Source organism: Ruegeria sp. AP12 (genome assembly GCF_056540025.1).
In genome coordinates this window covers 170,205-196,539 of record NZ_JBQFVZ010000001.1, presented here as the reverse complement: position 1 = coordinate 196,539, position 26,335 = coordinate 170,205, and the positions used below count along the sequence as shown (strand labels likewise).

Annotated in this window: 28 protein-coding genes; 12 read left to right on the top strand and 16 right to left on the bottom strand. The window is 59.9% G+C overall.

The window, feature by feature from the left end; translation table 11 throughout:
* The first annotated feature begins 20 nt into the window (after positions 1-20).
* Entirely contained in the window at positions 21-626 is a 606-nt protein-coding gene (locus ACR0E6_RS00960; RefSeq protein ID WP_170623717.1) for a flavin reductase family protein, read from the top strand.
* A gap of 135 nt (positions 627-761) precedes the next feature.
* On the opposite strand, the gene ACR0E6_RS00955 is transcribed toward ACR0E6_RS00960, so the two are convergent.
* On the bottom strand, positions 762-2,396 hold the full coding sequence (locus tag ACR0E6_RS00955) for a SulP family inorganic anion transporter (protein ID WP_170454204.1): 1,635 nt from the start codon (positions 2,394-2,396) through the stop codon (positions 762-764).
* A 215-nt stretch (positions 2,397-2,611) separates the two neighbouring features.
* Between ACR0E6_RS00955 and ACR0E6_RS00950 the strand changes: the two genes are divergently transcribed.
* Positions 2,612-3,484, top strand: coding sequence for an S-methyl-5'-thioadenosine phosphorylase (locus ACR0E6_RS00950; RefSeq protein WP_480580297.1), 873 nt, complete (start codon positions 2,612-2,614; stop codon positions 3,482-3,484).
* A 5-nt stretch (positions 3,485-3,489) separates the two neighbouring features.
* Here the strand turns inward: ACR0E6_RS00950 and ACR0E6_RS00945 are convergent, their stop codons facing one another.
* The gene (locus ACR0E6_RS00945) at positions 3,490-4,353 is read right to left on the bottom strand and encodes an alpha/beta hydrolase (protein ID WP_480580293.1); all 864 of its coding nucleotides are present in this window, start codon (positions 4,351-4,353) and stop codon (positions 3,490-3,492) included.
* A gap of 170 nt (positions 4,354-4,523) precedes the next feature.
* On the opposite strand from ACR0E6_RS00945, the gene ACR0E6_RS00940 reads away from it, so the two are divergent.
* Entirely contained in the window at positions 4,524-5,153 is a 630-nt protein-coding gene (locus ACR0E6_RS00940; protein ID WP_170454209.1) for a LysE family translocator, read from the top strand.
* A 1-nt stretch (position 5,154) separates the two neighbouring features.
* On the opposite strand, the gene ACR0E6_RS00935 is transcribed toward ACR0E6_RS00940, so the two are convergent.
* On the bottom strand, positions 5,155-5,328 hold the full coding sequence (locus tag ACR0E6_RS00935; RefSeq protein ID WP_170520607.1) for a hypothetical protein: 174 nt from the start codon (positions 5,326-5,328) through the stop codon (positions 5,155-5,157).
* A gap of 107 nt (positions 5,329-5,435) precedes the next feature.
* Here ACR0E6_RS00935 and ACR0E6_RS00930 point away from each other — a divergent pair, with 107 nt between their 5' ends.
* From ACR0E6_RS00930 to ACR0E6_RS00920, 3 genes are all read left to right on the top strand, one after another.
* Entirely contained in the window at positions 5,436-5,570 is a 135-nt protein-coding gene (locus tag ACR0E6_RS00930) for a hypothetical protein (RefSeq protein ID WP_480580288.1), read from the top strand.
* An 82-nt stretch (positions 5,571-5,652) separates the two neighbouring features.
* Positions 5,653-6,192: an adenine phosphoribosyltransferase gene (locus ACR0E6_RS00925; protein ID WP_480580285.1), complete on the top strand. Its 540-nt coding sequence runs from the start codon at positions 5,653-5,655 to the stop codon at positions 6,190-6,192.
* 169 nt (positions 6,193-6,361) lie between these two features.
* The gene (locus ACR0E6_RS00920; protein ID WP_480580282.1) at positions 6,362-6,844 is read left to right on the top strand and encodes a fasciclin domain-containing protein; all 483 of its coding nucleotides are present in this window, start codon (positions 6,362-6,364) and stop codon (positions 6,842-6,844) included.
* A gap of 38 nt (positions 6,845-6,882) precedes the next feature.
* Here the strand turns inward: ACR0E6_RS00920 and ACR0E6_RS00915 are convergent, their stop codons facing one another.
* The 11 genes from ACR0E6_RS00915 to coxB form a co-directional block, all read right to left on the bottom strand.
* The gene (locus ACR0E6_RS00915; RefSeq protein WP_480580279.1) at positions 6,883-8,298 is read right to left on the bottom strand and encodes an FAD-binding oxidoreductase; all 1,416 of its coding nucleotides are present in this window, start codon (positions 8,296-8,298) and stop codon (positions 6,883-6,885) included.
* Positions 8,299-8,336: 38 nt separating this feature from the next.
* A complete protein-coding gene (locus ACR0E6_RS00910; RefSeq protein WP_480580276.1) occupies positions 8,337-9,155 on the bottom strand; it encodes an MBL fold metallo-hydrolase in 819 nt (272 codons plus the stop codon).
* A gap of 161 nt (positions 9,156-9,316) precedes the next feature.
* Positions 9,317-9,901 (bottom strand): GNAT family N-acetyltransferase, encoded by a 585-nt coding sequence (locus tag ACR0E6_RS00905; protein WP_170454219.1) that lies wholly within the window; start codon positions 9,899-9,901, stop codon positions 9,317-9,319.
* Complete coding sequence (locus ACR0E6_RS00900) at positions 9,901-11,163, bottom strand: M16 family metallopeptidase (protein WP_480580272.1); 1,263 nt, start codon at positions 11,161-11,163, stop codon at positions 9,901-9,903. Before ACR0E6_RS00900 ends, ACR0E6_RS00905 begins: the two co-directional genes overlap by 1 nt.
* A complete protein-coding gene (thrC, locus tag ACR0E6_RS00895) occupies positions 11,160-12,548 on the bottom strand; it encodes a threonine synthase (RefSeq protein WP_480580268.1) in 1,389 nt (462 codons plus the stop codon). The genes ACR0E6_RS00900 and thrC overlap by 4 nt, the downstream gene beginning before the upstream one ends.
* On the bottom strand, positions 12,545-13,222 hold the full coding sequence (locus ACR0E6_RS00890; RefSeq protein ID WP_480582182.1) for an SURF1 family protein: 678 nt from the start codon (positions 13,220-13,222) through the stop codon (positions 12,545-12,547). The genes thrC and ACR0E6_RS00890 overlap by 4 nt, the downstream gene beginning before the upstream one ends.
* 255 nt (positions 13,223-13,477) lie before the next feature.
* Positions 13,478-14,293 carry a cytochrome c oxidase subunit 3 gene (locus tag ACR0E6_RS00885; protein WP_170454227.1) on the bottom strand — a complete coding sequence of 272 codons (816 nt, stop codon included), beginning with the start codon at positions 14,291-14,293 and terminating at the stop codon, positions 13,478-13,480.
* 22 nt (positions 14,294-14,315) lie between these two features.
* Positions 14,316-14,891 (bottom strand): cytochrome c oxidase assembly protein, encoded by a 576-nt coding sequence (locus tag ACR0E6_RS00880; RefSeq protein ID WP_170454229.1) that lies wholly within the window; start codon positions 14,889-14,891, stop codon positions 14,316-14,318.
* Positions 14,891-15,052, bottom strand: a complete 162-nt coding sequence (locus ACR0E6_RS00875; protein ID WP_170632917.1) for a hypothetical protein — start codon at positions 15,050-15,052, stop codon at positions 14,891-14,893. Before ACR0E6_RS00875 ends, ACR0E6_RS00880 begins: the two co-directional genes overlap by 1 nt.
* Entirely contained in the window at positions 15,049-16,005 is a 957-nt protein-coding gene (gene cyoE, locus ACR0E6_RS00870; RefSeq protein ID WP_480580265.1) for a heme o synthase, read from the bottom strand. Before cyoE ends, ACR0E6_RS00875 begins: the two co-directional genes overlap by 4 nt.
* Positions 16,006-16,090: 85 nt before the next feature.
* A complete protein-coding gene (coxB, locus tag ACR0E6_RS00865; protein ID WP_170632913.1) occupies positions 16,091-17,002 on the bottom strand; it encodes a cytochrome c oxidase subunit II in 912 nt (303 codons plus the stop codon).
* A 176-nt stretch (positions 17,003-17,178) separates the two neighbouring features.
* On the opposite strand from coxB, the gene tldD reads away from it, so the two are divergent.
* The 3 genes from tldD (at position 17,179) to topA (ending at position 22,781) form a co-directional block, all read left to right on the top strand.
* On the top strand, positions 17,179-18,600 hold the full coding sequence (gene tldD / locus ACR0E6_RS00860) for a metalloprotease TldD (protein WP_480580262.1): 1,422 nt from the start codon (positions 17,179-17,181) through the stop codon (positions 18,598-18,600).
* A gap of 238 nt (positions 18,601-18,838) precedes the next feature.
* A complete protein-coding gene (gene dprA, locus ACR0E6_RS00855) occupies positions 18,839-19,972 on the top strand; it encodes a DNA-processing protein DprA (RefSeq protein WP_170736899.1) in 1,134 nt (377 codons plus the stop codon).
* A 163-nt stretch (positions 19,973-20,135) separates the two neighbouring features.
* Positions 20,136-22,781, top strand: a complete 2,646-nt coding sequence (gene topA / locus ACR0E6_RS00850; protein WP_480580259.1) for a type I DNA topoisomerase — start codon at positions 20,136-20,138, stop codon at positions 22,779-22,781.
* Here topA and ACR0E6_RS00845 read toward each other — a convergent pair.
* Positions 22,778-23,362 carry a TetR/AcrR family transcriptional regulator gene (locus ACR0E6_RS00845; protein WP_480580256.1) on the bottom strand — a complete coding sequence of 195 codons (585 nt, stop codon included), beginning with the start codon at positions 23,360-23,362 and terminating at the stop codon, positions 22,778-22,780. The two genes, topA and ACR0E6_RS00845, sit on opposite strands and share 4 nt — an antisense overlap.
* 65 nt (positions 23,363-23,427) lie before the next feature.
* Here ACR0E6_RS00845 and ACR0E6_RS00840 point away from each other — a divergent pair, with 65 nt between their 5' ends.
* From ACR0E6_RS00840 to ACR0E6_RS00830, 3 genes are all read left to right on the top strand, one after another.
* Positions 23,428-23,856, top strand: coding sequence for a VOC family protein (locus ACR0E6_RS00840; protein ID WP_480580253.1), 429 nt, complete (start codon positions 23,428-23,430; stop codon positions 23,854-23,856).
* Positions 23,857-23,943: 87 nt separating this feature from the next.
* Positions 23,944-24,648, top strand: a complete 705-nt coding sequence (locus ACR0E6_RS00835) for a CoA transferase subunit A (RefSeq protein ID WP_170454246.1) — start codon at positions 23,944-23,946, stop codon at positions 24,646-24,648.
* A complete protein-coding gene (locus tag ACR0E6_RS00830) occupies positions 24,648-25,274 on the top strand; it encodes a CoA transferase subunit B (protein WP_170520578.1) in 627 nt (208 codons plus the stop codon). The genes ACR0E6_RS00835 and ACR0E6_RS00830 overlap by 1 nt, the downstream gene beginning before the upstream one ends.
* A 43-nt stretch (positions 25,275-25,317) precedes the next feature.
* Here ACR0E6_RS00830 and ACR0E6_RS00825 read toward each other — a convergent pair whose 3' ends face one another.
* A complete protein-coding gene (locus ACR0E6_RS00825) occupies positions 25,318-26,184 on the bottom strand; it encodes a lytic transglycosylase domain-containing protein (RefSeq protein WP_480580250.1) in 867 nt (288 codons plus the stop codon).
* Positions 26,185-26,335: the final 151 nt, after the last annotated feature.

Genomic DNA, 26,335 nt, shown 5'->3' with positions numbered 1-26,335 from the left:
GGCAAACGCTTGGAGATCAGATGTTCTATCGCCCCGAAGACGGCCACGGCCTGCCGCATAACCCGTTCAATGCCATCATCACGCCCCGCCCGATCGGCTGGATCTCATCCCGCGATGCGGATGGGATCAACAATCTGGCCCCTTATTCGTTCTTCAACGGGGTCGCCTACACGCCGCCACAGGTGATGTTTGCAACCACCGGCACCAAGCATGATCAGAACGGCGGCAAAGACAGCATTGCGAATATCGAAGCCACACAGGTTTTTTGCGTAAACGTCGTCGCCCATGCCCATCAGGACGCAATGAACGCAAGTTCAGCGGGTTTGTCAAAAGAGACCGACGAGTTTGCACATGCCGGTTTGACACCTGTCGAGTGCGAAACCATCCCATGCGCCCGGGTCGCAGGCGCGCCGGCAGCGCTGGAATGCAAACTGACCAAGATCGTCACCCTGCCGGGTGAAGCCAACAGGGTCGTATTCGGCGAGGTCACAGGCGTCCACCTCGACGACGACCACATCCGCGACGGGAAATTCGACGTGACCTCGTTCAAACCGCTGGCACGGCTTGGGTATCGGGATTATTCCGTAGTCAACGAGTTATTCTCACTGAACCGCCCCGACGATTGACGGGGTTGGGGGGCTCTGCCCCCGCCGCGCTGCGCGCGCCTCCCCCGGGATATTTTCAGCCAGATGAAGCAAGGGATCCTTCATTCATCTGGCCCTAAATATCCCGGAGCGCGAGGCAGAGCCTCGCACAAAGCCTCAGTGACCACCCAGAATGCCGGTGCGGACAGAGTAGTCGACGGCGAGGCCGTAATCCGGGTCATCGTCACTGTCCACCATCAGATGGCCCGCCTTGTTCAGCAGTTTGTGGCAGTCATGGCTAAGATGGCGCAGCATCACGCGCTTGCCTGCGGCCTCATATTTACCGGCAATGTTCTCGATGGCCTGCAGCGCGGACTGATCCACCACCCGGCTTTCGGCGAAGTCCACGATCACCGTGTCGGGATCGTTGGGCACATCAAACAACTCAACAAAACCGTCTGAGGACCCAAAAAACAGCGGGCCCTGGATTTCGTAGACCTTTGCGCCTTTTTCGGTTTCGGAGTCGCGCGTGACCGCATGGATACGCTTGGCATTGTTCCAGGCATAAGCAAGCGCCGAGACGATCACACCGACCACAACGGCAACCGCAAGGTCTTCCATCACGGTCACGACAGTCACCAGAACGATCACAAAGGCGTCCATGGCAGGGACCTTGCGCATGATCTTGAACGAGTTCCAGGCGAAGGTGCCGATTACCACCATGAACATCACGCCCACTAGTGCGGCCAGCGGGATTTGCTCGATCAGCTTCGAGGCAAACACGATGAAGATCAGCAGGAACAGGGCGGCCGCGATGCCCGCGATCCGGGTTCGGCCACCGGATTTCACGTTGATCATCGACTGACCGATCATCGCGCAACCACCCATGCCGCCAAAGAAACCGGTGACAATGTTCGATGCGCCCTGAGCGATACATTCCTGCGAAGCTCCGCCTCGTTTGCCGGTGATTTCACCCACAAGGTTCAGCGTCAGCAGGGATTCGATCAGGCCGATGGCAGCCAGAATGACGGCATAGGGCAGGATGATTTCAAGTGTTTCCCAGTTCAAAGGCACCATCGGGATGTGGAACGCGGGCAGCCCGCCTTCGATCGAGGCCAGATCGCCGACGCGCGGCACGTCCAGGCCAAAGCCGATCACCAGCGCCGCAACCACCAGAATACCGGCCAGTGGCGCAGGAATGATGCGCGTGATCCGAGGCATCACCCAGATCACCGCCATGGTCAGCGCCACAAGGCCCAGCATGGTATACAGCTGCGCGCCCGAGAGCCACTCGCCCCCGCTCATCCCATGGCCGGTGTTTTCCATGGAACCGGGCACTTTGAACTGGCCCATCTGCGCCAGAAAGATCACGATGGCCAGACCGTTCACAAAGCCCAGCATCACCGGGTGCGGCACAAGGCGAATGAACCGGCCCCAATGCATGGCACCGGCGATGACCTGCAAAATACCCATCAGAACCACAGTCGCGAACAGGTATTCCACCCCGTGTTGCGCCACCAGTGCCACCATCACAACGGCCAAGGCACCCGTTGCGCCCGAAATCATGCCCGGGCGACCACCGATCAGAGCCGTGATCAGACCGACCAAGAACGCCGCGTACAGGCCGACCAGCGGGTGCACACCCGCAACAAAGGCAAACGCCACCGCTTCGGGCACCAGCGCCAGTGCCACCGTCAGACCCGACAACAGCTCGATCCGCAGGCGCGAGACGGTCAGCCCCTCGTCCGGAACCCAACGCAGATCGGGTTTGGCTATACGGTTGGCAAAGCTTGCCAGCATGGCTCGGGGCATGAGACGGTCCTGTGGGTCGTTATGTTCGCGCGAAGGGGGCCTTCTACCGGTTAAGCCCGGGCTGAGATACCACATTAACGGGAACCCGCTATGCATTTCTTGCATAACTTCACCCTTAGGACACGTGCACAAGACACAAACAGTTGACTGCACTTGCCAATTTGATCGCCGGGTCGCAGAACTCGGGTATCAGAAATTCAGTGCGGAGGCCGAACGTGACCCAAACAAAAATCGCCGTGATCGGAGGATCGGGTATTTATGACATCGATGGCCTGCAAAACGCGCAATGGGTCACGGTCGAAACGCCATGGGGCGCACCGTCCGATCAGATCCTGACCGGATCGCTGGATGGGGTCGAGATGGCCTTTCTACCCCGCCACGGGCGCGGGCATGTGCATTCGCCCACCGAAGTGCCCTATCGCGCCAATATCGATGCGCTGAAACGCTTGGGCGTGACGGATGTGATCTCGGTCTCGGCCTGTGGATCGTTTCGCGAGCATATGGCTCCGGGCGATTTTGTGATCGTCGATCAGTTCATCGACCGGACGTTTGCACGCGAGAAAAGCTTCTTTGGCACCGGATGCGTTGCGCATGTCAGCGTTGCCCACCCCACTTGCCCGCGGCTGAGCGATGCGTGTGAGACCGCCGGTAAGGCTGCAGGTATCAACATCCATCGCGGCGGAACCTATCTGGCGATGGAGGGGCCACAATTCTCATCTCTGGCCGAATCCAAAATGTACCGCGAGCAATGGGGCTGTGATGTCATCGGAATGACCAATATGCCCGAGGCGAAACTCGCCCGTGAGGCCGAGCTTTGCTATGCCTCCATCGCAATGGTGACAGATTATGACAGCTGGCACCCGGACCATGGCGAGGTTGATGTCACCGCCATCATCGCAACCCTGACCGGCAATGCCGAAAAGGGACAGGCGTTGGTCAAAGGTTTGCCATCCTTGTTGGGGGCCGTGCGCGTGCCCTGCCCGCACGGATGTGACCGGGCATTGGAATATGCGATCCTTACGGCCCCGGAAAAGCGCGATCTGGTCATGCTGTCCAAGCTGGACGCGGTGGCCGGGCGAGTGCTTTGATGCGCTCAGGGCTGGGGCAGCGTGTCCTGAACCACCTGCCACAGCCCATGTGACCACAAATCATCATGTGTTCCACCGATGATCAGATACAGGCTGGCCGTATCCTCGGCCAGTGACGCCAAAGCCTGTCCGTGATGGGAAGGAACGACCGTATCCGCCGAGCCGTGGAAGATCAGCGTTGGGACCTCGATATCCGCGATGATGTCACGGGTGGCGAAATGGTCCTTCATCAACGCTTTGACCGGAAGCCACGGGTAACGCTCACCCGCCACGTCAACGGTTGCGGTAAATGGGGCTTCAAGCACGAGCAACTCGGCCGCTGGACGCTGCGCCGCAACGGCAGCCGCAACTCCCGTGCCCAGGCTTTGGCCATGCAAAACGACGGGTTTGTCCTGATCGTTCAGCCAGTCGAACAGTTCCAGCCCATCCGACACGAACGCCACCTCGGACGGCTCACCTGCACTGCCGGGATAGCCGCGATAGCTGGGCGCAAGCAGCCCGTAGCCGCTGTTGAGGATTTCCCGAAGGCGCGCAGCCCGGTCGCCCAGATTGCCGCCCTGACCGTGGAAGAACAACACGGTTGGCGCATCTTCGCTGGCTGGCGGTGCGGACCATGCGGTCAGTTCGGTTCCATCCGACATGGGGATTGAGATGACGTCCACATCCGCCAACCCGATTGCGCCGGGTTCTGGCAAATCCCCCATCGGTTTGAACAGCAAGTTGCGTTGATTTACGTACATGTATCCGACAGCGGCCAGATACAGAACGGCGACCAAAGCAAACAAGGTGACAAACAACCGGATCACGCGACGCGTACCGGGCGCATCGCTTGGCGCGGTGCCCTGCCCTACTTTTTGAGTTTGGTTCATCGATGACTCCGCCGAATGCAGTGATGCCCTTAGTCTGGGGGCCGGTTTGCCAGATTCAAGAAACATACGCCAAGCTTAATCTAGGGTTAATGTTGTGGCGCTCACAGCAAAACTCTTGACCCCAGCGCGCCAAATGGGCTTGCTGCGGGTTGCACAAATCCGGGTGAACCATGTCTTTCGAACTCTGGCTGGCCTTTGTCGCCGCATCAACTGCGCTGCTGCTGATCCCTGGACCAACAGTGTTGTTGGTCCTCAGCTACGCGCTGTCGAAAGGGCGCAGCGTCGCCGTGGCCTCGGCCACCGGGGTTGCGCTGGGTGATCTGATTGCAATGACGGCCTCGCTTTTGGGGCTGGGCGCGCTGGTTCTGGCCTCGGCAACGTTATTCACTGTCCTGAAATGGGTTGGAGCGGTCTATCTGGTCTGGTTAGGGCTAAAGCTGCTGCGCAGCGCCCCGTCTGGCGGATTGACCCCGGTAGAGACCGGGCGCGATGTAACCGCCCGAGGCGTCTTTGGTCACGCTGCCGCAGTGACCGCGCTGAACCCCAAATCCATTGCGTTCTTCATTGCCTTTGTGCCCCAGTTCCTGCGCCCCGCCGAGCCTCTGGGTCCGCAATTCGTTATCCTGATCGCCACATTCGTCGGACTTGCCGCGCTGAATGCGCTGGCCTATGCGCTGCTGGCCGACCGGTTGCGGGTGATGATCGGACGCGCGGGGGTGATCACCGCACTGACACGCGCCGGGGGGATCGCACTGATCGGAATGGGCATCGCGACTGCGGTACTGCGCCGCCCTGCTTGACCTATTCCTCGGCGTTTTCCTTCATGAAACCGCGAATAAAGCGGCGGATTTCGCGCGCTGCCGAGGTGTCGAGCTCTTTGCACAATTCGACAAAAGCATCGCGCTCATCTTTGTCCAGACGCAAGACCAACTGACTGTTTTTCTTGGTGGAACCCTTACCGTCTTTCTTTGCCACGCGTCTTTTTCCCGTCTGAACCTTGAATCTCTTTGCGATGCAATGTATATACATGGCATAGAGGTTGTAGATATCGGGCACATAACAACAAAAATAGGATTATGGCAATGAACCTTCATACTGCTCAGGCATTTCTTTTGCGAGATCAGCGCAACTGGCGCAAACCGCACCTGTCGTGGTTGCCCGCAGCGCTGTACCGTTATTACGGGTTGCCCAAGGCGTCACCAGACCGCCGCAAATAGGCGCAGGCGGTATTCTTTTCTTGCATGACTGACCCCGATGGGCCAAACAGCCCGGCGTGTTTTGACGCCAAAGGGTTGCCTCATGTCCAGAAACAAGACGGTCAAAGATTACATCCGGACTATCGTCGATTTCCCCCATGAAGGGATCATGTTCCGCGATGTGACGACCCTGTTTGCCGATCCCCGCGGTTTTCGCATGGCCATCGATCAGATGCTGCACCCCTACGCGGGTGAACGGATCGACAAGGTTGTGGGGCTGGAAGCGCGCGGGTTCATTCTGGGCGGCGCCATCGCGCACCAGCTTAGCGTCGGTTTTGTGCCGATCCGCAAAAAGGGCAAACTGCCGGGCACCACCATCAGTCAGGATTACAAATTGGAATACGGCGAGGCGATTGTCGAGATCCACGATGACGCCATCCTGCCCGGCGAGAAAATCCTGGTGGTCGACGACCTGCTGGCGACAGGCGGCACTGCGGCGGCCGGGATCAAGCTGATCGAACGTCTGGGGGGCGAAATCGTCTCTTGCGCCTTTATCATCGACCTGCCCGAGCTGGGCGGCCGCAAGGTTCTGGAAGAGATGGGCATGGATGTGCACATCCTTTGCGAATTCGACGGTCTTTGACCCAAACAAAATCACATATTTTTGAGTGGAAATCTGAAAAGGCTCGGGCTTAGCCCGGCTTCGCCGGTTTTCAAGCCAATTCTTTGCGCGTTTCATGTGATCTGTTCCATGCGCCCGGCGTATCCCGGTTGATGCTGCTGAGAGCATCCCAAACCAGGGAGACTACGATATGTTTCGCAAATTCGCCGCCGTCAGTGTTGCTTCGATCCTTCTGAGCACCTCGGCCATGGCCGATGGCCACGGCAAAGACATTGTCGACACCGCCGTCGTCGCCGGAAGCTTTGAAACCCTTGTTGCAGCTGTTCAGGCTGCCGAGCTGGTGGATACGCTGAAGGGTGAGGGCCCGTTCACCGTTTTTGCCCCAACCGATGAAGCCTTTGCAGCGCTGCCCGAAGGCACGGTTGCGGACCTGCTGAAGCCGGAAAACAAAGATCAGCTTGTGGCGGTCCTGACCTACCACGTCGTGCCGGGCAAAGTGATGTCGAGCGATCTGTCCGACGACATGACCGCAGCGACCGTTCAGGGTGGTGACATCACCATCGATCTGGACTCGGGCGTGATGGTCAATGACGCCAACGTTGTTCAGGCCGATATCGAGACAAGCAACGGCGTGATCCACGTCATCGACAAGGTGATCCTGCCTGCGTCCTAAGCACTGTTCTTCACGGCCCGGCCCCGGCTGGGCCGTGATCACATTTTTAGAACAGCGCCCGGGTTCATGATGCCCTTGGGGTCCAAAGCCGCCTTGATCGCCCGCATGGCAGACAGTTTCGTCGGGTCAGAGAAATGCTCGAGATCCTCTGTCTTAAGCCGACCTATCCCATGTTCCGCGCTGACAGATCCTTCGAACGCATGCACGAGATCGTGCACCGCCTGTTTGACCAGCATGCGGTCTTCGGCAAAATCTGCCCGGCTCTGCCCCTTGGGCGGAAATACGTTGTAATGCAGGTTGCCGTCGCCCAGATGACCAAAGCAGTTGATCCGGAACGGCCCCAGCGCCCCGATAATCTCAGCCCCATGCTGAATGAACTCGGGGATTGCCGAAATCGGCACTGAGATGTCGTGGCTCGAGACCGAACCGATCAAGCGATTTGCTTCGGGGATGTTTTCCCGCACCGCCCAAAGCTCCTGACGCTGCGCCTCGCTTTGCGCGATCACCCCGTCATTGACCAAACCCCTTGCGCTTGCAGCGCTGAACAGCGCCTCCAAAGCATCGTATGGGTCTTGCCCGGCAGGCAGGCCCAGCTCGATCAGGACGGACCAGTCCGGCGGCGTGTCAAACGGCTGGCGCACATCCGGCAACACCTCGGTCAAGAAGTCCAGCCCCTGCCTGTGGATCAACTCAAACGTACTTACCGTCTCACCCACCTGATCGCGCGCCACGCCAAGCAGGTCGATCGCGGCCTCGGGTGAAGCTACCTGAAAAATCGCGGTCCCGGTCGCCGCAGGGCGCGGGAACAGCTTTAGCGACGCCGCCGTGATGATCCCCAACGTGCCTTCGGACCCGATCAGCAGATTGCGCAGATCATAGCCCGTGTTGTCCTTCCGCAACCGGCTGAGACCATGCCAGATCTCACCGCTTGGCAGCACGGCTTCAAGCCCAAGACACAAATCGCGGGCGTTGCCATAGCGCAGCACATTGACCCCACCCGCATTGGTCGCAAGGTTGCCGCCAATCCGGCATGACCCCTGCGCCGCCAATGCCAGAGGAAACAACCGGCCCGCCGCCTCGGCCGCGGCCTGCACATCGGCCAGCACAGCGCCCGCTTCGGCGATCATGACATTCTCGGTGGGATAGACCTCACGTATCGCGGTCATGCGTTCCAATGAGATCACCAACGGGGTCGGCCCGTCAGGCATCACCTGCCCCCCGACCAGACCTGTACCGCCGCCATAGGGCAGAACGGGCACCGCCTGCTCGGACGCAAGCCGGACAAGGGCGGAAACCTCTTCTACCGAATGCGGCAAAGCCAACAGACCCGCCTGCCCGGAAAACCGACCACGCGGTTCTTCCAGATATCGCTCTGAAATCGGGCGAAGCACATCGATCCCCACGGTTGAGCGGATCAGGTCTGCAAGATGGTCATCAGCGGGGTTCAGGGTCATTGCTCTTCATTGCCCAAGGTGCACGGCACCCACAAGCCTTATTCCAGATCAATCAGATATTCCGGCTCAAGCACCACAACGGTCGGCCGGTCAGGCAACGTGCGCAAAGAAACGGTGATTTCGGACGTGCCTTCACGCACAACAGGGAACTCATCACGGATATCGACCAGAAACCGATCCAGCGAGAAACTGGAAAACCAGTGCATCGGGATGATGACCGAACTTTTCAGCCGCCTCAGCACCGAAATCATGTCGGGCAATGGCATTGTCGTACCCCCATCCACCGCCGCCATGACCACGTCCAACCGCCCCAGCGCCGCGAATTGCTCATCCGAGGGCACGTGGTGCAGATGCCCCAGATGACCGATGCACAAGCCCTCAACCTCGAAGACAAAGATCGAGTTGCCCTGTTCCTCCACCCCGCCATAGACCGAGCGGATGTCGGTCGAGACATTGCGCACCAGCATCTCACCCAGATCGAGGTAGTGATCGATGCCCTGACCGAACTCGCCCCATCCCGGCAGAACATGCGGGATCGCGGGGTCCGGGTGAGCCGTCCAATGGGTGCTGTGGGCGTGGTTCATGGTCACGATGTCCGGGATCAGGTCGGCACCACCAATGAACCCGGTGAAATCCGTCACTGCGTTCAACCCGCCACGAGTCTGGATCAGAAACGACGCATGGGCGACATAACTGATCCGGACCGAAAACTCAGGCACAGGATCCTGCCAGGCCGCCTTGTGGATATACGCGATCCCCGGAGCTGCATCCGCAATGGCGATGCAATGGCTCGGCCGCCGCTCTTGCGCTGCAGCCTCGCCCGAAATCACCATCAATGCCGCAACCAACCAGCGCATACCCAGAGTGTAGCGCAGAACGCCCCCAAGTCATGCGCTTTAGTTGTGCATATCCGAGCGGCACAAATCAGGTGCCAACTTTTGTGTGACATGCCCCTTGTTCATCTGGCCAAAAATATCCCGGGGGAGTCGCGGCCTGCCGCGACGGGGGCAGAGCCCCCTTACCCCGCGTCCGTCTTGCCGCGCCGATCCGATCGAAGGCTCGCGTACAGAACATGCGTCCGCCACCGCCCATTGATCTGCAAATAGGACTGCGCCACGCCCTCGTATTTGAACCCCGAGCTTTCCAACAACCCCCGAGAGGCCGCGTTTTCCGGCAGACAGGCCGCCTCGATCCGGCTCAGATCCAAACGCGTGAAAGCGTGGTGAACAACCGCCCCAATGGCCTCGCGCATGTAACCACGGCGCGCGAATGCCTGCCCAGTCCAATACCCCAGCGTGCCCGCTTGTGCCGGGCCGCGACGAATATTGTCCAGTGTGATTGCACCCAACAGCACGTCATCTTCACGCCGGAACAGAAACAGCGGAATGGCGGTGCCGCTGGCGACCGAGCGCTGCGCCCAGTAGACGCGATTGGTAAAAGATTTCCGGCTCAGATGGTCCTTGGCCCAGATCGGCTCCCACGGGGTCAGGTAGTCTTTCGAGGATCGGCGCAGCGCGGTCCAGTTGTTGAAGTCGGAATGGACGGGCGGGCGCAGGCTCAGGCGCTCGGTTTCGAGTTTCAGCTTGCGTCTGCCCAACAGCATCACGCCGCACGCCTCTCCTGCAATTCCGCCAGCAACGGCGCGCCCGAAACGGGGCCATACAGCGCCAGCGCCGCCGGGGCCTGCACCGCCATCTTCTCGGCAAAGGCACATACATCCTCGGTGCTGACCGCGTCGATCTTGGCGACCGTATCCTCAAGCGAGGGCACCCTTCCCCAGATCTGCACCAGACGCGCCAGACGTTCCGCGCGGTTCGATGGGCTTTCCAGCCCCATCAGCATCCCCGCCTTCATCTGGGCGCGGGCGCGGGCGACCTCTTCGGGGCTCATGTCCTCGGCCGCGCGCTTCATCTCATCAATTGTGATCGTCGCCAGTTCGCCCACCTGATCGGCCGAGGTTCCGGCATAGATCGTGGTCGTTCCGGTATCGGCATAGGCCCCGGTCTGGGCAAAGATCGTATAGCACAGCCCGCGCGTCTCACGCACCTCCTGAAACAAGCGTGAGGACATGCCGCCGCCCAAGGCAGTCGAGTAAATCTGCGCCGTATAGATCGCATCGTCACTGTAGCCCGGACTTTCCAGAGCCAGCGCGAAATGGGCCTGCTCCAGCTCTTTCTCCTGCCGAGCCTCACCGCCGGTGAAACGGGCCGCTTCGGGGATCAGACCCTTGCGCGGTTGCAGATGACCAAACATTTCTTCGGCCATTTTCATCAGCGCATCGTGATCCACGGCACCCGCTGCGGACAGGATCATCTGCTCGGGCCCGTAATGTTCCGCCACGAACCCCGACAGATCCTCACGCGAGAACGCGCTGACCCGTTCGGTTGGTCCCAGTATGGTTCGCCCCAAGGGCTGATCGTGATAGCTCTGCTCCTGCAACCAGTCAAAGATCACGTCGTCGGGCGTGTCATAAGCCTGACCGATCTCCTGCAGGATCACACCACGCTCAACCTCAATCTCGCGCGGGTCGAAAACCGGGTTCAGAACAATGTCGCCGATCACATCCATCGCCAGCGCCACATCGTCTTTCAGCACACGCGCGTAATAGGCCGTGACCTCGCGCGAGGTATAGGCGTTGATATAGCCGCCCACATCCTCGATCGCCTCAGCGATTTGCAGCGCGGACCGCCGTTCCGTACCCTTGAACGCCATATGCTCAAGGAAATGGGCGATGCCGTTCTGTTCGATCCGTTCATGCCGCCCGCCGGCGGTCACCCAGATGCCGATGGCCGCCGATTGCAGCCCCGGCATATGTTCACTGACGATACGAAAACCGTTCTTCAGCTGGTCCTGTCTGACTGTCACTCAGCAATATGCCTTCTGATATGATCCTCAAGGGCGCCCAGATCATTGGCAATCCGCGTCACCCGTTCCGGACGTTCATACAGATCAGACATGCGGGATGGAAGAGGCGGATGTTCGCCGCTCGCCGTCTCGACCGCCGCCGGGAATTTCGCCGGGTGCGCGGTGGCCAGCGTGATCATCGGAACGTCCGCCGCGCGGTGATCCTCGGCGACCTTGATGCCAACGGCGGTGTGCGGGCAGACCAGCTCGGCGCTGCGACCCAGCGTGGATTTGATCGTCGCCAGCGTTTCCTCCTCGGACACCCTTCCCGAGTCGAAATTCTCGCGCAGCGCCTCCATCGCGCCCTGACTGACGTTGAAGCCACCGGACTTGAGTTCATCCATCAACTGCGCCACGGCGCTGCCATCCTCGCCATAAGCGTAATACAGCGCGCGCTCAAAGTTCGAGCTGACCTGAATATCCATCGACGGGCTGATCGAAGGGATGGTATCGCCCTTGAAATACCCCTCGCCCGAGAGGCAGCGATGCAGGATGTCGTTCTGGTTCGTCGCCACCACCAGACGGTCGATGGGCAGGCCCATGCGTTTGGCGATGTAACCGGCAAAGATGTCACCGAAATTTCCGGTGGGCACGGTAAAGCTGACCTTGCGATGCGGTGCGCCAAGGCTGGTGGCCGCCGAGAAATAATACACCACCTGCGCCAGCACGCGCGCAAAGTTGATCGAGTTCACACCGGCCAGTTTGACCCCGTCGCGGAAGTCGAAATCGTTGAACATATCTTTCACGGCGGCCTGACAATCGTCAAAATCGCCATCAACGGCCAGTGCATGAACATTGCTGTCGGCGGGTGTCGTCATCTGACGGCGCTGTACCTCGGACACGCGGCCATGCGGGAACAGGATGAACACGTCCACCGCGTCCAGCCCCCGGAACGCCTCAATCGCGGCCGAGCCGGTGTCGCCGCTGGTCGCGCCCACGATGGTCACGCGATCATTGCGCCGTTTAAGCGCCACCTGGAATAGCTGACCGATCAGCTGCATGGCGAAATCCTTGAAGGCCAGCGTCGGCCCGTGGAACAACTCCAGCAGGAAGTGGTTCTCGTTCAACTGCTTCAGCGGCGCGCGGGCATCGTGGCCGAAGCCTTCATAGGCGCGGGCGATGATGTCCTTGAACTCACCTTCGGCAAATGAGCCGCTGACATAGGGCCACATCACCCGAAACGCGATTTCCTCATAGGGCAGACCGGCCAAAGCGGCGATGTCGTCGTGGCTCATCACCGGGATTTCGGCGGGCAGGTACAGGCCGCCATCACGGGCCAGCCCGGTCAGCATCGCCTCTTCAAAACTCAGTTCGGGCGCCTGCCCACGGGTCGAGATATATTTCATGTCGCGTCACTTTCAGAATTGGCACGGCTGCGCCACAGGAAGTACCCGGTCATCGCGGCCCAGACCAGAGCCAGACCAAACCAAGTGATTGCATATTGCAGATGATCGTTCGGAATGCCCGTCGTGCTGACGGGCAAGGGCGTGATGCCGGGGTCGGTTTGCGACCGGGCGATCATCAAGACAGGCTCTGCCCCCAAAGCGGCGGCCAGATTGGGCACGTCGCGGGCAAACCAGATGTTGGCATCGATATCGGGCTCGGGCGTGTAACTGTCGATCTCATCTGGCCAGTGCAGATTGCCGGTGATCTGCATAGGCCCGGTCAGGCGGTCGGTCTGTTTCGCCGTGGTCGGCACAAATCCGCGATCTACCAGAATGGTCCGGCCCTGCGTGCTGAAGGACTGGATGATGCGGTACCCTGCCCCGACCTGCTTGACCGAGACCAGAACGTGGATTTCACCCGGTTCCATGTCGCCCTCGACGACGACCGGCAGATATTTGTCAACACCCTCGGAGATCTGCTGCGGCAGCGCCACAGGGTCGGCTGAAATGCGGCTGTCGATCTCCGCCAGCACGCCCTGTTTCCATGCCAGCCTTTGCACCTGCCACACGCCCAGCGACACCAGCACGGCGAGACCGGCAAGGCCGAAGATCAGCAGAAACAAAAAGCGGCGCATGGCGGGGGCAAACCTCATTGCAGGAACCGGCGTCTTGTTAAGGGCGGCGCGGGCCGGATTGCAACCACGCAATTGTATCGGGCGCAATCTTGCGCCCTTGAAGCGCTTTTCGTTTGTTTTGAATCAGAATGCGCTGCCTCTCCCTTCGGTCGAACGCGCATTCTGATGAAGAAATCTAGATAAAACGAAAAGCGCCCTAATCGAGAAAAAGCCGCCCCAAGGGGCGGCTTTTGCAATTGGATCACCTGACCGGTGTTACATCAGCGGGGCCTGGCCCCAGATGTAGACGGCGAAGAACAGGAACAGCCAGACGACGTCAACAAAGTGCCAGTACCAGGCAGCAGCCTCGAAACCCACGTGCTTTTCAGGGGTAAAGTCGCCCTTGAGCGCGCGGATCAGACAGACCGACAGGAAGATCGTGCCGATGATCACATGCGCGCCGTGGAAACCGGTCGCCATGAAGAAGTTCGAGTAGAACTGGTCGCCGCCAAACTTCCAGTCCTCATGCGCGAGCAATTCATAATATTCGAAACCCTGCAGCGCGGTGAAGGCGATGCCCAGAACGATACCGATGGCCAGACCGTTGATCAGCGCCTTGCGGTCATTGTCGTGCACCAGCGCGTGGTGCGCCCAGGTGATCGCACAGCCCGACAGCAGCAGGACCAGAGTGTTGATCAGCGGCAGGTGGAACGGGTCAACCGCATGGATATCCGGCTGGATGTATTCAGTGCCTGCATAGTCGTACATCGGATACATGCGATGTTTGAAGAACGACCAGAACCAGGCAAAGAAGAACATCACCTCGGACATCACGAACAGGATGAAGCCATAACGCAGGCCGATGCGCACGACCGGTGTGTGATCGCCCTGGCGGCTTTCGACCACCACTTCGGACCACCAGGCGAACATGGTGTAAAGAACAGCCACCAAACCGGCCCAGAACATCCATGGCGTGATGCCGTGCATCCACAGGACGGCTCCGAACAGCATCACAAAGCCCCCAATCGCGCCGACAAGCGGCCAAATTGAGGGGTTCAGAATGTGGTAATCATGGTCTTTTGCGTGTGCCATCAGTGTCCCTCACCTAAAGGCGTTAGTTCGTGTTTGTATCGGTCTGCGCGTCCAGGGCGGCAAAGCCCTCGGGCAGGTCAATTTCGTAGAATGTATACGACAGAGTGATCGTATGCACATATTTCGCTTCCAGATCCTCGACCATCTCGGGATCGACGAAAAAGCTGACGGGCATCTCTACCCGCTCGCCCGGTTGCAGCACCTGTTCCTCAAAGCAGAAACAGGCGATTTTCTGGAAATAGCCGCCGGCCGAATAAGGCGCCACATTGTACGACGCTTGCCCGGCGATAGGGCGGTCGGTCGGGTTGTAGGCCTCATAAAAGGCCAGCCCGGTCTCGCCGATGCGCACTTCCATCTCGCGCTCGACAGGTTTGAACTCCCATGCCATGCCCTTGGCCTTTGAGGCATCAAAGCGAATGGTGACGGTGCGGTCCAGGATGTCTTCGGGGGCCGCTTCGGCCACGCCGGTGGTGCCGCCAAACCCGGTGACGCGACAGAACCAGTCGTAGAAGGGGACAGCGGCCCAGGCCAGGCTGCCCATCAGGACAACCACACCCACCGTTTGTGCAACCGTCTTCTGCGGGCCGGTCAATGCCATCAGTTCTGTACCTCCTCAGTCGCCATGCCAAAGTCTGTGCCTGACACTTTCACGACCGTCAGGCCAAAAATGATCACGATGAACGCCGCCAGAGTCAGCCCGACCCCAAGGTTGCGGCCAAAGCGGCGTTGGTGCAGTTCGTGGCTTTTGCGCAGGCTCATGACCAGCCTCCCAAGCCGTAAGGTTTCAGCAGGGCTTCGACCAGAATAGCCCCGAAATGCAGGAAGAGGTAGAGAAGCGAAAGCTTGAAGAACCCACGCTCGACTTTGAAGTTGTCTGCCTCGGAATCGTCCTCGGTCCGGCGCGCGATCTGCCATGCGCCGCGCAGGAACAGCGCGTTCAGCACCAGCGCGACGGTCAGATAGACCGGGCCGCCAATGCCCGAGAAGGACGTGCCGACTGCCAGCAGGGCCAGCAGCACGGTGTAAACCAGAATATGCCAGCGTGTTGCGCGACGACCATGCGTGACGGTCAGCATCGGCACGCCTGCGTCGTCATAGTCCGAGCGCATGAACAACGCCAGCGCCCAGAAATGCGGCGGTGTCCACATGAAAGTCAGGGCAAACATCAGCCAGGGCTCGATCGACATCGACCCGGTTGCCGCAACCCAGCCGATCACCGGAGGGAACGCACCCGCAGCGCCGCCGATCACGATGTTCTGCGGCGTCGTGCGCTTCAGCCACATCGTATAGACGACCACGTAGAAAAAGATGGTGAAGGCCAGAAACGCACCCGCGAACCAGTTGGTCGCAAGGCCCAGCATGATTACCGACAGACCGGACAGGGCCAGCCCGACCGCCAGCGCCTCGCCTTCTTCTACCTTACCGGAAGGGATCGGGCGGTTCTTGGTACGCTTCATCACCTTGTCGATATCCGCATCCCACCACATGTTCAGCGCGCCCGAGGCTCCGCCGCCGATGGCGATAAACAGAATGGCGCAGAAACCCACGAAGGGGTGCACCGCAACCGGAGCTGCCAGCAGACCGACCAAGGCCGTGAACACGACCAGAGACATGACGCGGGGCTTCAGCAGGGCGAAGTAATCGCCAAAGCTGGCCTCATCCGCGTGCGCCTGAGCGGTCGTTGCGCTGGCATTGATGCTTGCGTCGGTCATTCCGGGTCCTTTTGCGGCGAAAGCTGCGCGATCCCCCGCGCAGCTGGCTGTTTATTGCAGACAGGTCGCCCTGCCCGCACAGTGCTTAGTTCGAAGCAACCTGATAGCTTTGCGGCAGGCCCGCATATTCGTCGATCGCGCCTTGCAGCCACTGTTCATAGGCCTCTTCGCTGACGACCTTCACAGTGATCGGCATATAAGCGTGGTCCTTGCCGCACAGTTCCGAGCACTGACCGAAATAGATGCCTTCCTTGTCAGCCTCGAACCACAGCTCGGCCAGACGTCCGGGCACGCCGTCCTGCTTCACGCCGAAGGACGGGATGGTCCACGAATGGATCACGTCTGATGCGGTGACTTGCATCACGATCACTTTGCCAACCGGAACAACCACGGCGGTGTCGGTGGCCAGCAGCCACTCATCATCGCTGTAGCCCGAGTCGGCCAGCTTGGCGCGCATCGCATCGTCCAGCACGAACGGAGTGACGTCTGCATCCGCAGGCCGCGCACCTTCGTCCAGCGTGGCCGGATGGCCCAGCAGATAGCTGTCAAACGCGAAATCGTGATCGACATATTCATAGGTCCAGTACCACTGGTTCCCGACCACCTTGATGGTGATGTCGCCTTCGGGAATCTCCTGCTGCTTGAACAGCACCGGCAGCGAGAAGGCACCGATAAAGACCAGAATCAGGATCGGGCCCAAGGTCCACGCAATCTCGACCGGGGTGTAGTGCGAGAACCGCGCCGGGGTTGGGTTTACACGCTGATTGTAGCGCACGATGCAGTAAACCAGCAGCGCGGCAACAAACACGCAGATCAAGGTGATGATCACCAGAATCATCGTATCCAACTTGTGGATGCCTTCGGCAAGGCTGGTGGCCGCAGGCTGGAACCCAAGGCCGCCATCGACCGGCTTGCCAATAATCTCAAGCTCCTGAGCCATGGCGGGAAGGCTGGAGAGGGCTGTCATAAAGCCCGAAAGCATCAAAGCATTCTTCATGTTCTGTCCTGATCGTTTGATCTTTGCGTCCCTGGCGAAAAGGTGTGAATCGGTCGCACCTCTCCCGTTGTCTTTGGCCGCGTTAAAAACCATATTCCTGCTGGTAGATAAAGCAAAATGCTTGCGTCAAACAGACGCTATTTTTGATCTGGATCAAACCCGAAAGGTCCCAACCCATGGCTCAAGCCCCGTTTCGCCCCTTTGAAAACGCTCTGCCGCATGACGAAGCGCTGTCTATACTGCAGTCCGCGACAGCCGGGGCCGAGGACGGAGAGCTGTTTGTCGAGCGGCGAAAATCCGAGGCTCTGGTCTTTGATGACGGGCGTTTGCGCACCGCATCCTACGATGCGTCCGAAGGGTTCGGCCTGCGTGCGGTGCAAGGTGAGGTTGCCGGATATGCCCATTCGACCGAGGTTTCGATCCCCGCACTAAAGCGCGCGTCCGAGACGGCGCGACTGGCCGTGGGCGACGGTGGCGGTACTCTGGCCGAGGCCCCGCGCGCCACCAATACGCGGCTTTACACGGACGAGGACCCCATCGAATCCGCCGCCTTTCCGGTGAAAATCGAAACCTTGCGCGAGATTGACGCCTTCGCCCGCGACCTTGATTCCCGCGTCGTGCAGGTCAGCGCCTCGATCAGCGCCGAGGTGCAAGAGGTCGAGATTCTGCGCCCCGATGGTGTGCTGGTGCGCGATGTGCGCCCGATGACACGGGTCAATGTCTCGGTGATTGTCGAACAGAATGGCCGTCGTGAAAGCGGCTCGGCAGGCGGTGGCGGGCGCATTGGCCTAAGCGGGCTGCTGGATCCGACCGATTGGCAGGACAAGGCGCGCGAAGCGTTGCGAATCGCTCTGGTCAATCTGGATGCGGTCCCTGCCCCGGCTGGCGTGATGGAAGTGGCGCTTGGCCCCGGCTGGCCCGGCATCCTGCTGCACGAAGCCATCGGTCATGGGCTTGAAGGCGACTTCAACCGCAAGGGCAGTTCGGCCTTTGCCGGGTTGATGGGCCAGCAGATCGCCTCGAAGGGCGTCACGGTGGTCGATGACGGCACGATCTCCGACCGTCGCGGCTCGATCAGTGTGGATGATGAGGGCACGCCCAGTTCGCGGACTGTGTTGATCGAAGACGGTGTGCTGACCGGCTATATGCAGGACCGCCAGAACGCGCGCCTGATGGGCGTTGCGCCCACTGGCAACGGGCGGCGGCAAAGCTATGCGCACAAACCCATGCCGCGCATGACCAACACTATCATGCTGGGCGGTGAGGCTGATCCGGCCGCGCTGGTGGCCGATATCAAGGACGGTATCTGGGCCGTTGGCTTCGGGGGCGGTCAGGTGGATATCACCAACGGCAAATTCGTGTTCTCCTGCACCGAGGCGTATCGGGTCGAAAACGGCAAGATCGGCGCGCCGGTCAAAGGGGCCACGCTGATCGGGGACGGGCCGTCGGCGCTCAAGCGGATTCGGGGGCTGGGCAATGACATGGCACTGGATCCGGGGATGGGCACCTGCGGCAAGGATGGCCAATGGGTTCCGGTCGGGGTCGGTCAGCCCACGGTTCTGATGGATGGTTTGACGGTCGGCGGCTCGGCCGCCTGAGTCGGACGAACCAGTGATACGGACGGCGCAGGGTTAACCTGCGCCTTTCTTTTGGCTTCGTGTCAACGCGTTCCACCGTTTGACAAAAAATTCACTGCAGATTTTGTTTTGTTAAATTTCAACAGTTTAGCGAATACTCTTGCGGTTTTTCGAAAGAGATTGTGTATAATTTTCCAAGATTCACAGGCTGTTAACCCGCGCAATCGTAAACCAGTTCTGCAATCAGGCGGAGCATCGGATGACCGAAGAGCAGCTTTCTTCCAATCACCCCCCACTCCCACCCACCACGGAAGAGGACAGGTTTTCCTGGCTCCGTCTGTTGCGCTCGCGCAAGGTTGGCCCGGCGACGTTTCGTCGGCTGCTGCGCGAACATGGCTCGGCGCAGAATGCGCTGGCCGCGCTGCCGGAAATGGCACGCGCTGCCGGAATAGAAGGGTATGAAATTTGCCCCCCCGGCGTGATTGAGGCGGAGCTCAAGGCCGCAAAAGCCGCCAAAGCGCGGCTTTTGTGCCTTGGGGCCGCCGATTTCCCAGATGCCTTGATGGACCTGTCCGACGCCCCGCCGTTGCTGTGGGCGATTGGGGATACGTCCGTCCTGAAACGGCGGTCGATTGCGATGGTCGGCGCGCGCAATTGCTCGTCCCTGGGGGCCCGCATGGCGCGCGGGCTGGCGAAAGAGCTTGGTGAGAAAGGGTTCGTCATCGTCTCGGGGCTGGCCCGAGGGATCGATACGTCCGCACATTTGGCCTCGGTCGATACCGGGACGATTGCGGTTATGGCCGGTGGTGTGGATGTGATCTACCCGGCTGAGAATACGGATCTTGCACGGGACATTGCCGAAACCGGCCTGCGCCTGTCCGAACAACCCATCGGCGTGACCCCGCAGGCGCGGCATTTTCCGCGCCGCAACCGGATCATTTCAGGCCTGGCGCAAGCGGTTGTGGTGGTTGAAGCCGCCGCCAAATCCGGCAGCCTGATCACGGCCCGCGACGCTTTGGATCAGGGGCGCGAGGTTCTGGCGGTTCCGGGACATCCGTTCGATGCACGCGCCGCGGGGTGCAATCTGCTGATCCGCGACGGGGCGACTTTAGTGCGCTCGGCGGAGGATGTGATTGACGCCTTGCCACCTGAACAAGCCGAGATGTTCAGGAAACCGCCCTCCGCAGTTGTGCCAAACCCAAAGCCAACCTCCAATTCCGCTGCGCTGCATAACGAAATTCTGATGCGGCTTGGCCCCTCACCCATTGCCGAGGACCAGCTGATCCGCGACATCGCCGCAACCGCAGGGGAAATCGGCCCCATACTGGTCGATCTGGAACTGGATGGGCGGATTCAACGCCAACCCGGCGGTCTTCTGTCCTTGGCCGGTTGACGCCAAAGTGGCGACAAAACGGGCCATTAGCCCACCGGAAGACGCACCAAATCGACGCGCCCCCATTGGTGACCAAAGGAACGCATTGACAATTCGATCTTGCCGCACACATTTTGCACGGCCATACAAAGCGCAAAGCCCGTCGAGCGAGGATTCCTCTTAAATGCCCGTAGTTGTTGTAGAATCTCCGGCCAAAGCAAAAACGATCAACAAGTATCTTGGCCCCGACTACACGGTTCTGGCCTCATACGGTCATGTTCGCGACCTGCCGCCCAAGGACGGATCTGTCGATCCCGACCATGAATTTTCGATGAAATGGGAGGTTGGAAATGACAGCCGCAAGCATGTCAAAGCCATCGCCGACGCGCTGAAGGAAGACAACGCGCTGATCCTCGCCACCGACCCCGATCGCGAGGGCGAGGCGATCAGCTGGCACCTGCAAGAGGCGCTGACCAAGCGCCGCTCGATCAAGAAGGACACGCCCGTCAGCCGCGTCACTTTCAACGCCATCACCAAAGAGGCGGTGACCGAGGCGATGCAGAACCCGCGTCAGGTCGACATGCCGCTGGTCGAGGCATATCTGGCCCGTCGCGCGCTGGACTATCTGGTGGGCTTCAACCTCTCTCCGGTTCTGTGGCGCAAACTGCCGGGCGCCCGGTCGGCGGGCCGGGTGCAATCGGTCTGCCTGCGCCTGATCGTCGAGCGCGAGATGGAGATCGAGGCGTTCAAACCGGTTGAATACTGGTCCGTGCGCGCGCTGTTCGAAACGCCGCGTGGCCAGACCTATGAGGCGCGTCTGGTGACTCTGGCCGGCAAGAAACTGGATAAGCACGATCTGGCCAACGCGACACAGGCGGAACTGGCGGTTCAGGCGATCACCAGCCGCGCACTGAGCGTGACCTCGGTCGAGGCGAAACCGGCTGCCCGCAACCCCAGCGCGCCCTTCATGACCTCAACCCTGCAGCAGGAGGCCAGCCGCAAGTTCGGGATGGGCGCACGTCACGCGATGCAGGTGGCGCAGCGGTTGTATGAGGCCGGCTATATCACTTATATGCGAACCGACGGCATCGACATGGCACCCGAGGCGGTGGCCGCCACGCGTGAGACAATCGCGGATCGCTATGGCGCTGAATATGTGCCAGACAGCCCGCGCATGTATAAGAACAAGGCCAAGAACGCGCAGGAAGCCCACGAATGTATCCGCCCGACGGATATGTCGCGCGACGCCAAGGCGCTGAAGGTCACCGACGAAGATCAGCGCAAACTCTACGATCTGATCTGGAAACGCACCATTGCCTGTCAGATGGCCGCTGCACGGCTGGAACGCACAACTGTCGAGATCGGCAGCGATGACGGTCAGGTCGGCCTGCGCGCTACCGGTCAGGTGGTGCTGTTCGACGGGTTCATGCGCGTCTACGAAGAAGGCCGCGACGATGTGGCCGACGATGACGAAAAGCGCCTGCCGCAGATCATGCAGGGCGATCCGGCGCGGTTCGCCAAGGTGTCGCTGCGTGATCAGTTCGCAAAAGCCGAAGATAAAGCCGCCATTCTATCCGACAACGAAGCCGTGCTAGCGCTGCAACATCACACCCAGCCCCCCCCGCGCTATACCGAGGCCACGCTGGTCAAGCGGATGGAGGAATTGGGGATCGGTCGCCCTTCGACCTACGCCTCAATCGTGACAACGATTCAGGACCGCGAATATGTGCGCAAGGACAAGAACCGGCTGATCCCCGAGGAAAAGGGCCGGATCGTCACGATCTTCCTGCTGAATTTCTTCCGTCAGTATGTGGGCTATGAATTCACGGCCAATCTGGAAGAAGAACTGGACGACGTCAGCGCCGGTGACCGCGACTATAAAGACCTTCTGGGCAAGTTCTGGCGCGACTTCTCGGCTGCGATTGGTGAGACGTCGGAACTGCGCATTTCAGAAGTGTTGGACAGGTTGGACGAAGCGCTTGCGCCTCAGCTGTATCCGCCGCGCGAGGACGGGTCCGATCCGCGTGTCTGCCCGAAATGCGGTGTGGGCCAGTTGCACCTGAAAACCTCACGCACCGGCGGTTTTGTCGGTTGCGGCAACTACCCCGAATGCAACTATACCCGTCCCATCGCAGGTGAAGGGGCCGAGGGCGAGGAACGTCTGCTGGGCGAAGATGCGGGGGACGAGATCTGGCTGAAATCCGGACGGTTCGGTCCATATGTTCAGCGCGGCGAACCGACGCCCGAGAACAAGAAACCTCCGCGCGCCTCGCTACCCCGCGGGTGGAGCAGGGATGACATGGATCTGGACAAGGCGTTGACCCTGCTGTCCCTGCCCCGCCAGATCGGCGAACACCCCGAGGGCGGCATGATCACCTCGAACTTTGGGCGGTTTGGGCCTTACCTCATGCATCAGCTGGCCGACGAGGCAAAGCCGGTTTACGCCAATCTCAAAGACCCCAACGACGTGTTCGAGATCGGCATGAACCGCGCCGTTGAGCTACTGGCCGAAAAACGCGCCAATCCGGGGCGCGGCCGTCGGGCTGCGGCCAAACCTTTGAAAGAGCTGGGCGAGCACCCCGATGGTGGCGCGATGCAGGTCCTGGACGGACGTTATGGGCCCTATGTGAAATGGGAGAAGGTGAACGCCACCATTCCCAAGGACATCAAGCCCGAAGACGTAACGCAAGAGATGGCCATCGAACTGGTCAACGAGCGGGCGGCGAAGAAGGGCACCAAGAAAAAGGCGGCCCCAAAGAAGAAAGCCGCAGCCAAAAAGACGGCGACCAAGAAGACGGCAGCCAAGAAGACAGCGGCCAAAAGCTCTTAACTGCGCGTTGCGGCCTCGATCAGTCGGGTCATGACCTGAACATAAGGCTTTTGCGGTTGCCCTTGGGCAATGGCCAATGCCGCGCGGTCGTAAGCGGCCGACAAGACGTCGGAGAGCGCCTCAAGTTCAGCGGAATCAGCTTGCGGCAACGCGGCCGCAAGCCCCTCGTGCAGGCTTCGGCGTCCGCCGCCCGCATCGATGGCCACCATTTCCGCGTGTCCCAGCACGGCGGGGCCGTCGATCAGTAACAAACGAGCCCGTCCGGATACACGCATGGCCTGAAAGAACGCCATGCTGCCTGCAGTCATCGGCGCCTCGCTCGTGGACTGTGCGCTTTTGTCGATCGCTTGCGCCAAGGCTTCAGCCTCGGCCCTGACAACAGCGCGGAAGAGGTCCTGCTTGTCCGTAAAGTGATGATACAGCGCGCCACGCGTGACATTTGCGGCGCGCACGATCTCGGGTGTCGACGTGTCCGCATACCCTTTTTCAACAAACAGCGCGCGGGCGTGTGAAATCAGACGGGCACGCATCGCTGCGCGACGATCTGCATTCGGGACGGGTGTCGTAGTTTTTTCTTGCATACAAACAGCCTGTATGTTTATTTCAACATACATACAGATTGTACGTAAATTTGAAGGAGCGCAACATGAAGACCACACAATATTACCCCGTCATCCAAACAAACGATGTGCAAGGCACTGCCGAATTCTATCAAACTCACTTTGGGTTCAGCCCTGCCTTTGCCGCCGACTGGTACGTTCACCTGCAATCTGACACGGACCCCAGCGTCAATCTGGCGATTCTGGATGCCCATCACGACACTATTCCAGCCGCTGGGCGTGGCTGTGCCGCCGGGCTGATCCTGAATTTTGAAGTCGCCGACGCAGCAGCTGAGTACAAGCGTCTGACACTCGCTGGTCTGCGAATTCTGAAACCGCTCTGCGATGAAGATTTCGGTCAACGGCACTTTATCGCTGCTGACCCCAACGGGGTACTGATTGACGTCATCACCCCGATCCCGCCCTCTGCCGCCTTTGCGGAACAATACAGCGCAGATGCTTTGCCGACCGGGTAGAAATACCTACGCGCTTTGGTTTCATTGACTTCCCAATGACGTGGCGGCACAACCTGCGGCATCACCGTGTCATTGGGGGAGTTTTCCATGAAGAAAATCTATGCCAATGCCTCTGAGGCACTCGACGGAGTGCTGTCGGACGGCATGCTGATTGCGGCTGGCGGGTTCGGCCTGTGCGGTATTCCCGAACTGCTGCTGGATGCGATCAAACAATCCGGCGTGCAAAACCTGACTTTCGCGTCTAACAACGCGGGCGTCGACGATTTCGGCATCGGTATTCTGCTGCAGACTAAGCAGGTCAAAAAGATGATCAGCTCGTATGTCGGTGAGAACGCAGAATTCATGCGTCAATATCTGAGCGGCGAGCTGGAGTTGGAGTTCAATCCGCAAGGCACTTTGGCTGAACGGATGCGGGCTGGCGGCGCGGGCATCCCCGGGTTCTACACCAAGACCGGCGTCGGCACCGTGATCGCCGACGGCAAAGAGCACAAAGACTTCAACGGCGAAACCTACATCATGGAAGAAGGTATTTTTGCCGATCTGGCCATTGTGAAGGCGTGGAAAGCGGATGACACGGGCAACCTGATTTTCCGCAAGACCGCTCGTAACTTCAACGTCCCTGCTGCGACCTGCGGCAAGATCTGCGTGGCCGAGGTGGAAGAGATCGTGCCGCGCGGCTCGTTGGACCCTGACCAGATCCACCTGCCCGGCATCTACGTGCACCGCATCATTCAGGGCGATCATGAAAAGCGCATCGAACAGCGCACCACCCGCAAGAAGGAGGACGCATAATGCCCTGGGACCGCAATCAGATGGCCGCCCGCGCGGCGCAAGAGCTTGAAGACGGCATGTATGTGAACCTCGGCATCGGCATTCCGACGCTGGTGGCAAACTATGTGGGCGACAAGGACATCACCCTGCAATCCGAGAACGGTATGCTGGGCATGGGCCCTTTCCCCATTGAGGGGGAAGAGGATCCCGACCTGATCAACGCAGGCAAGCAGACGATCACCGAATTGTCCCGCACCTCGTATTTCGACAGCGCCACGTCCTTTGCTATGATCCGGGGCGGCAAGATTGCTGCGGCGGTGCTGGGCGCGATGGAGGTCGACGAAGAAGGCGATCTGGCCAACTGGATGATCCCCGGCGTGCTGGTCAAGGGTATGGGCGGCGCAATGGACCTGGTGGCCGGTGTGGGCCGTGTGATCGTTGTGATGGATCACACCAACAAACACGGCAAATCCAAGCTGCTGAAAAAATGCACCCTGCCGCTGACCGGCAAGAAGGTGGTGGACCGCATCATCACCAATCTGGGCGTTCTGGATGTGGTCGAGGGCGGTCTGAAGATCATCGAATTGGCCGAGGGCGTGACCGAAGACGAAATCCGCGCCGCAACCGAAGCGCAATTGGTCAACTGAACCAGACTAAAAAAGAAAGCCCGCCATTCAGGGCGGGCTTTTTCTATCTGCTGGTCTGAAACACGCACCCGTCCGAGATCAGATCGGGCGGTGTGGTGCACAAAGCCCGCGCGATCTGAAACGCCGCCAGAACTTTGGGCACATAGTCCCGCGTTTCCGCATAGGGCGGCACACCGCTATGCTTGCGCACCGCGCCTTCGCCCGCGTTATAGCCAGCCAGAACCAGAATCGGGTCGTTCCCGAACTCTTCCATCAGCCAGTTCAGGTATTTCACCCCCCCGGAAATGTTCTGACCGGGCTGGAAGCTGTCGCTGACGCCGAACCGAGCCGCCGTTGCGGGCATCAACTGCATCAATCCCTGCGCACCTGCGGAACTTACGGCATCGGCGCGCCCGGCGGATTCGACAGCGATCACGGCTAGAACCAAAGCAGGCGAAACATTGGTCCCGACGGTCGAGCGCAAAATCTCGATCCCCTGCTCTTGCGCGATGTTCTGCAATGTCTGCAAACGGGGGGACCTGACGCTGGTCGCGGCCAGCGCGTTGATCGCATCATCCAGACGCCCCGCCCCAGCCTGCGCCATCTCGGGCGATACGCGATCCCAGAACGCCTTATAGGACCCTTTGGGATTGCTTTTGACGCCTGCGTCAGGCGCGGTGGCGGGCGGAACTTTGGCGCGTTTGATGATTTCTGGCACCACAAGCTCGGTGCCGGTGCTGGGCGCAGAGGGCCGTGCTGCGTGTTCTTCAGGTGAAATCTGCACGGTCACGCGCCGACGCTCGCCCGGCTGCGGTGCCTTGATCCTTTTGTATACGCCACGGGGTTCGGGCTCGGTCGCGACCGCGGGCGCAACACCAGATGCCAGAAACACCAGTGCACCGGCGCATGTAAGTGCGTCCCGGAGATTCATTTGCCTGCCTCATGTTCTCTTTTTAGGTGATTTGAACCTCAAAACGTCCCGCAAGGCCAGAAAAACAAAGCGAATTGGGGCAATTTCGCCTCATTTGGCGCAATTTTGCACCGCCCACCCCTGTATCACATCGATTGTTTGTATTTTTATC

Bases quoted from the DNA above. Each gene is read 5' to 3' on its own strand.
- ACR0E6_RS00960 (WP_170623717.1), top strand. From the start codon at position 21: ATGTTCTATCGCCCCGAAGACGGCCACGGCCTGCCGCATAACCCGTTC.
- ACR0E6_RS00955 (WP_170454204.1), bottom strand. From the start codon at position 2,396: ATGCCCCGAGCCATGCTGGCAAGCTTTGCCAACCGTATAGCCAAACCC.
- ACR0E6_RS00945 (WP_480580293.1), bottom strand. From the start codon at position 4,353: ATGAACCAAACTCAAAAAGTAGGGCAGGGCACCGCGCCAAGCGATGCG.
- ACR0E6_RS00940 (WP_170454209.1), top strand. From the start codon at position 4,524: ATGTCTTTCGAACTCTGGCTGGCCTTTGTCGCCGCATCAACTGCGCTG.
- ACR0E6_RS00930 (WP_480580288.1), top strand. From the start codon at position 5,436: ATGAACCTTCATACTGCTCAGGCATTTCTTTTGCGAGATCAGCGCAAC.
- ACR0E6_RS00925 (WP_480580285.1), top strand. From the start codon at position 5,653: ATGTCCAGAAACAAGACGGTCAAAGATTACATCCGGACTATCGTCGAT.
- ACR0E6_RS00920 (WP_480580282.1), top strand. From the start codon at position 6,362: ATGTTTCGCAAATTCGCCGCCGTCAGTGTTGCTTCGATCCTTCTGAGC.
- ACR0E6_RS00915 (WP_480580279.1), bottom strand. From the start codon at position 8,298: ATGACCCTGAACCCCGCTGATGACCATCTTGCAGACCTGATCCGCTCA.
- ACR0E6_RS00910 (WP_480580276.1), bottom strand. From the start codon at position 9,155: ATGCGCTGGTTGGTTGCGGCATTGATGGTGATTTCGGGCGAGGCTGCA.
- ACR0E6_RS00905 (WP_170454219.1), bottom strand. From the start codon at position 9,901: ATGCTGTTGGGCAGACGCAAGCTGAAACTCGAAACCGAGCGCCTGAGC.
- thrC (WP_480580268.1), bottom strand. From the start codon at position 12,548: ATGAAATATATCTCGACCCGTGGGCAGGCGCCCGAACTGAGTTTTGAA.
- ACR0E6_RS00890 (WP_480582182.1), bottom strand. From the start codon at position 13,222: ATGCGCCGCTTTTTGTTTCTGCTGATCTTCGGCCTTGCCGGTCTCGCC.
- ACR0E6_RS00885 (WP_170454227.1), bottom strand. From the start codon at position 14,293: ATGGCACACGCAAAAGACCATGATTACCACATTCTGAACCCCTCAATT.
- ACR0E6_RS00880 (WP_170454229.1), bottom strand. From the start codon at position 14,891: ATGGCATTGACCGGCCCGCAGAAGACGGTTGCACAAACGGTGGGTGTG.
- ACR0E6_RS00875 (WP_170632917.1), bottom strand. From the start codon at position 15,052: ATGAGCCTGCGCAAAAGCCACGAACTGCACCAACGCCGCTTTGGCCGC.
- cyoE (WP_480580265.1), bottom strand. From the start codon at position 16,005: ATGACCGACGCAAGCATCAATGCCAGCGCAACGACCGCTCAGGCGCAC.
- coxB (WP_170632913.1), bottom strand. From the start codon at position 17,002: ATGAAGAATGCTTTGATGCTTTCGGGCTTTATGACAGCCCTCTCCAGC.
- tldD (WP_480580262.1), top strand. From the start codon at position 17,179: ATGGCTCAAGCCCCGTTTCGCCCCTTTGAAAACGCTCTGCCGCATGAC.
- dprA (WP_170736899.1), top strand. From the start codon at position 18,839: ATGACCGAAGAGCAGCTTTCTTCCAATCACCCCCCACTCCCACCCACC.
- topA (WP_480580259.1), top strand. From the start codon at position 20,136: ATGCCCGTAGTTGTTGTAGAATCTCCGGCCAAAGCAAAAACGATCAAC.
- ACR0E6_RS00845 (WP_480580256.1), bottom strand. From the start codon at position 23,362: ATGCAAGAAAAAACTACGACACCCGTCCCGAATGCAGATCGTCGCGCA.
- ACR0E6_RS00840 (WP_480580253.1), top strand. From the start codon at position 23,428: ATGAAGACCACACAATATTACCCCGTCATCCAAACAAACGATGTGCAA.
- ACR0E6_RS00835 (WP_170454246.1), top strand. From the start codon at position 23,944: ATGAAGAAAATCTATGCCAATGCCTCTGAGGCACTCGACGGAGTGCTG.
- ACR0E6_RS00830 (WP_170520578.1), top strand. From the start codon at position 24,648: ATGCCCTGGGACCGCAATCAGATGGCCGCCCGCGCGGCGCAAGAGCTT.
- ACR0E6_RS00825 (WP_480580250.1), bottom strand. From the start codon at position 26,184: ATGAATCTCCGGGACGCACTTACATGCGCCGGTGCACTGGTGTTTCTG.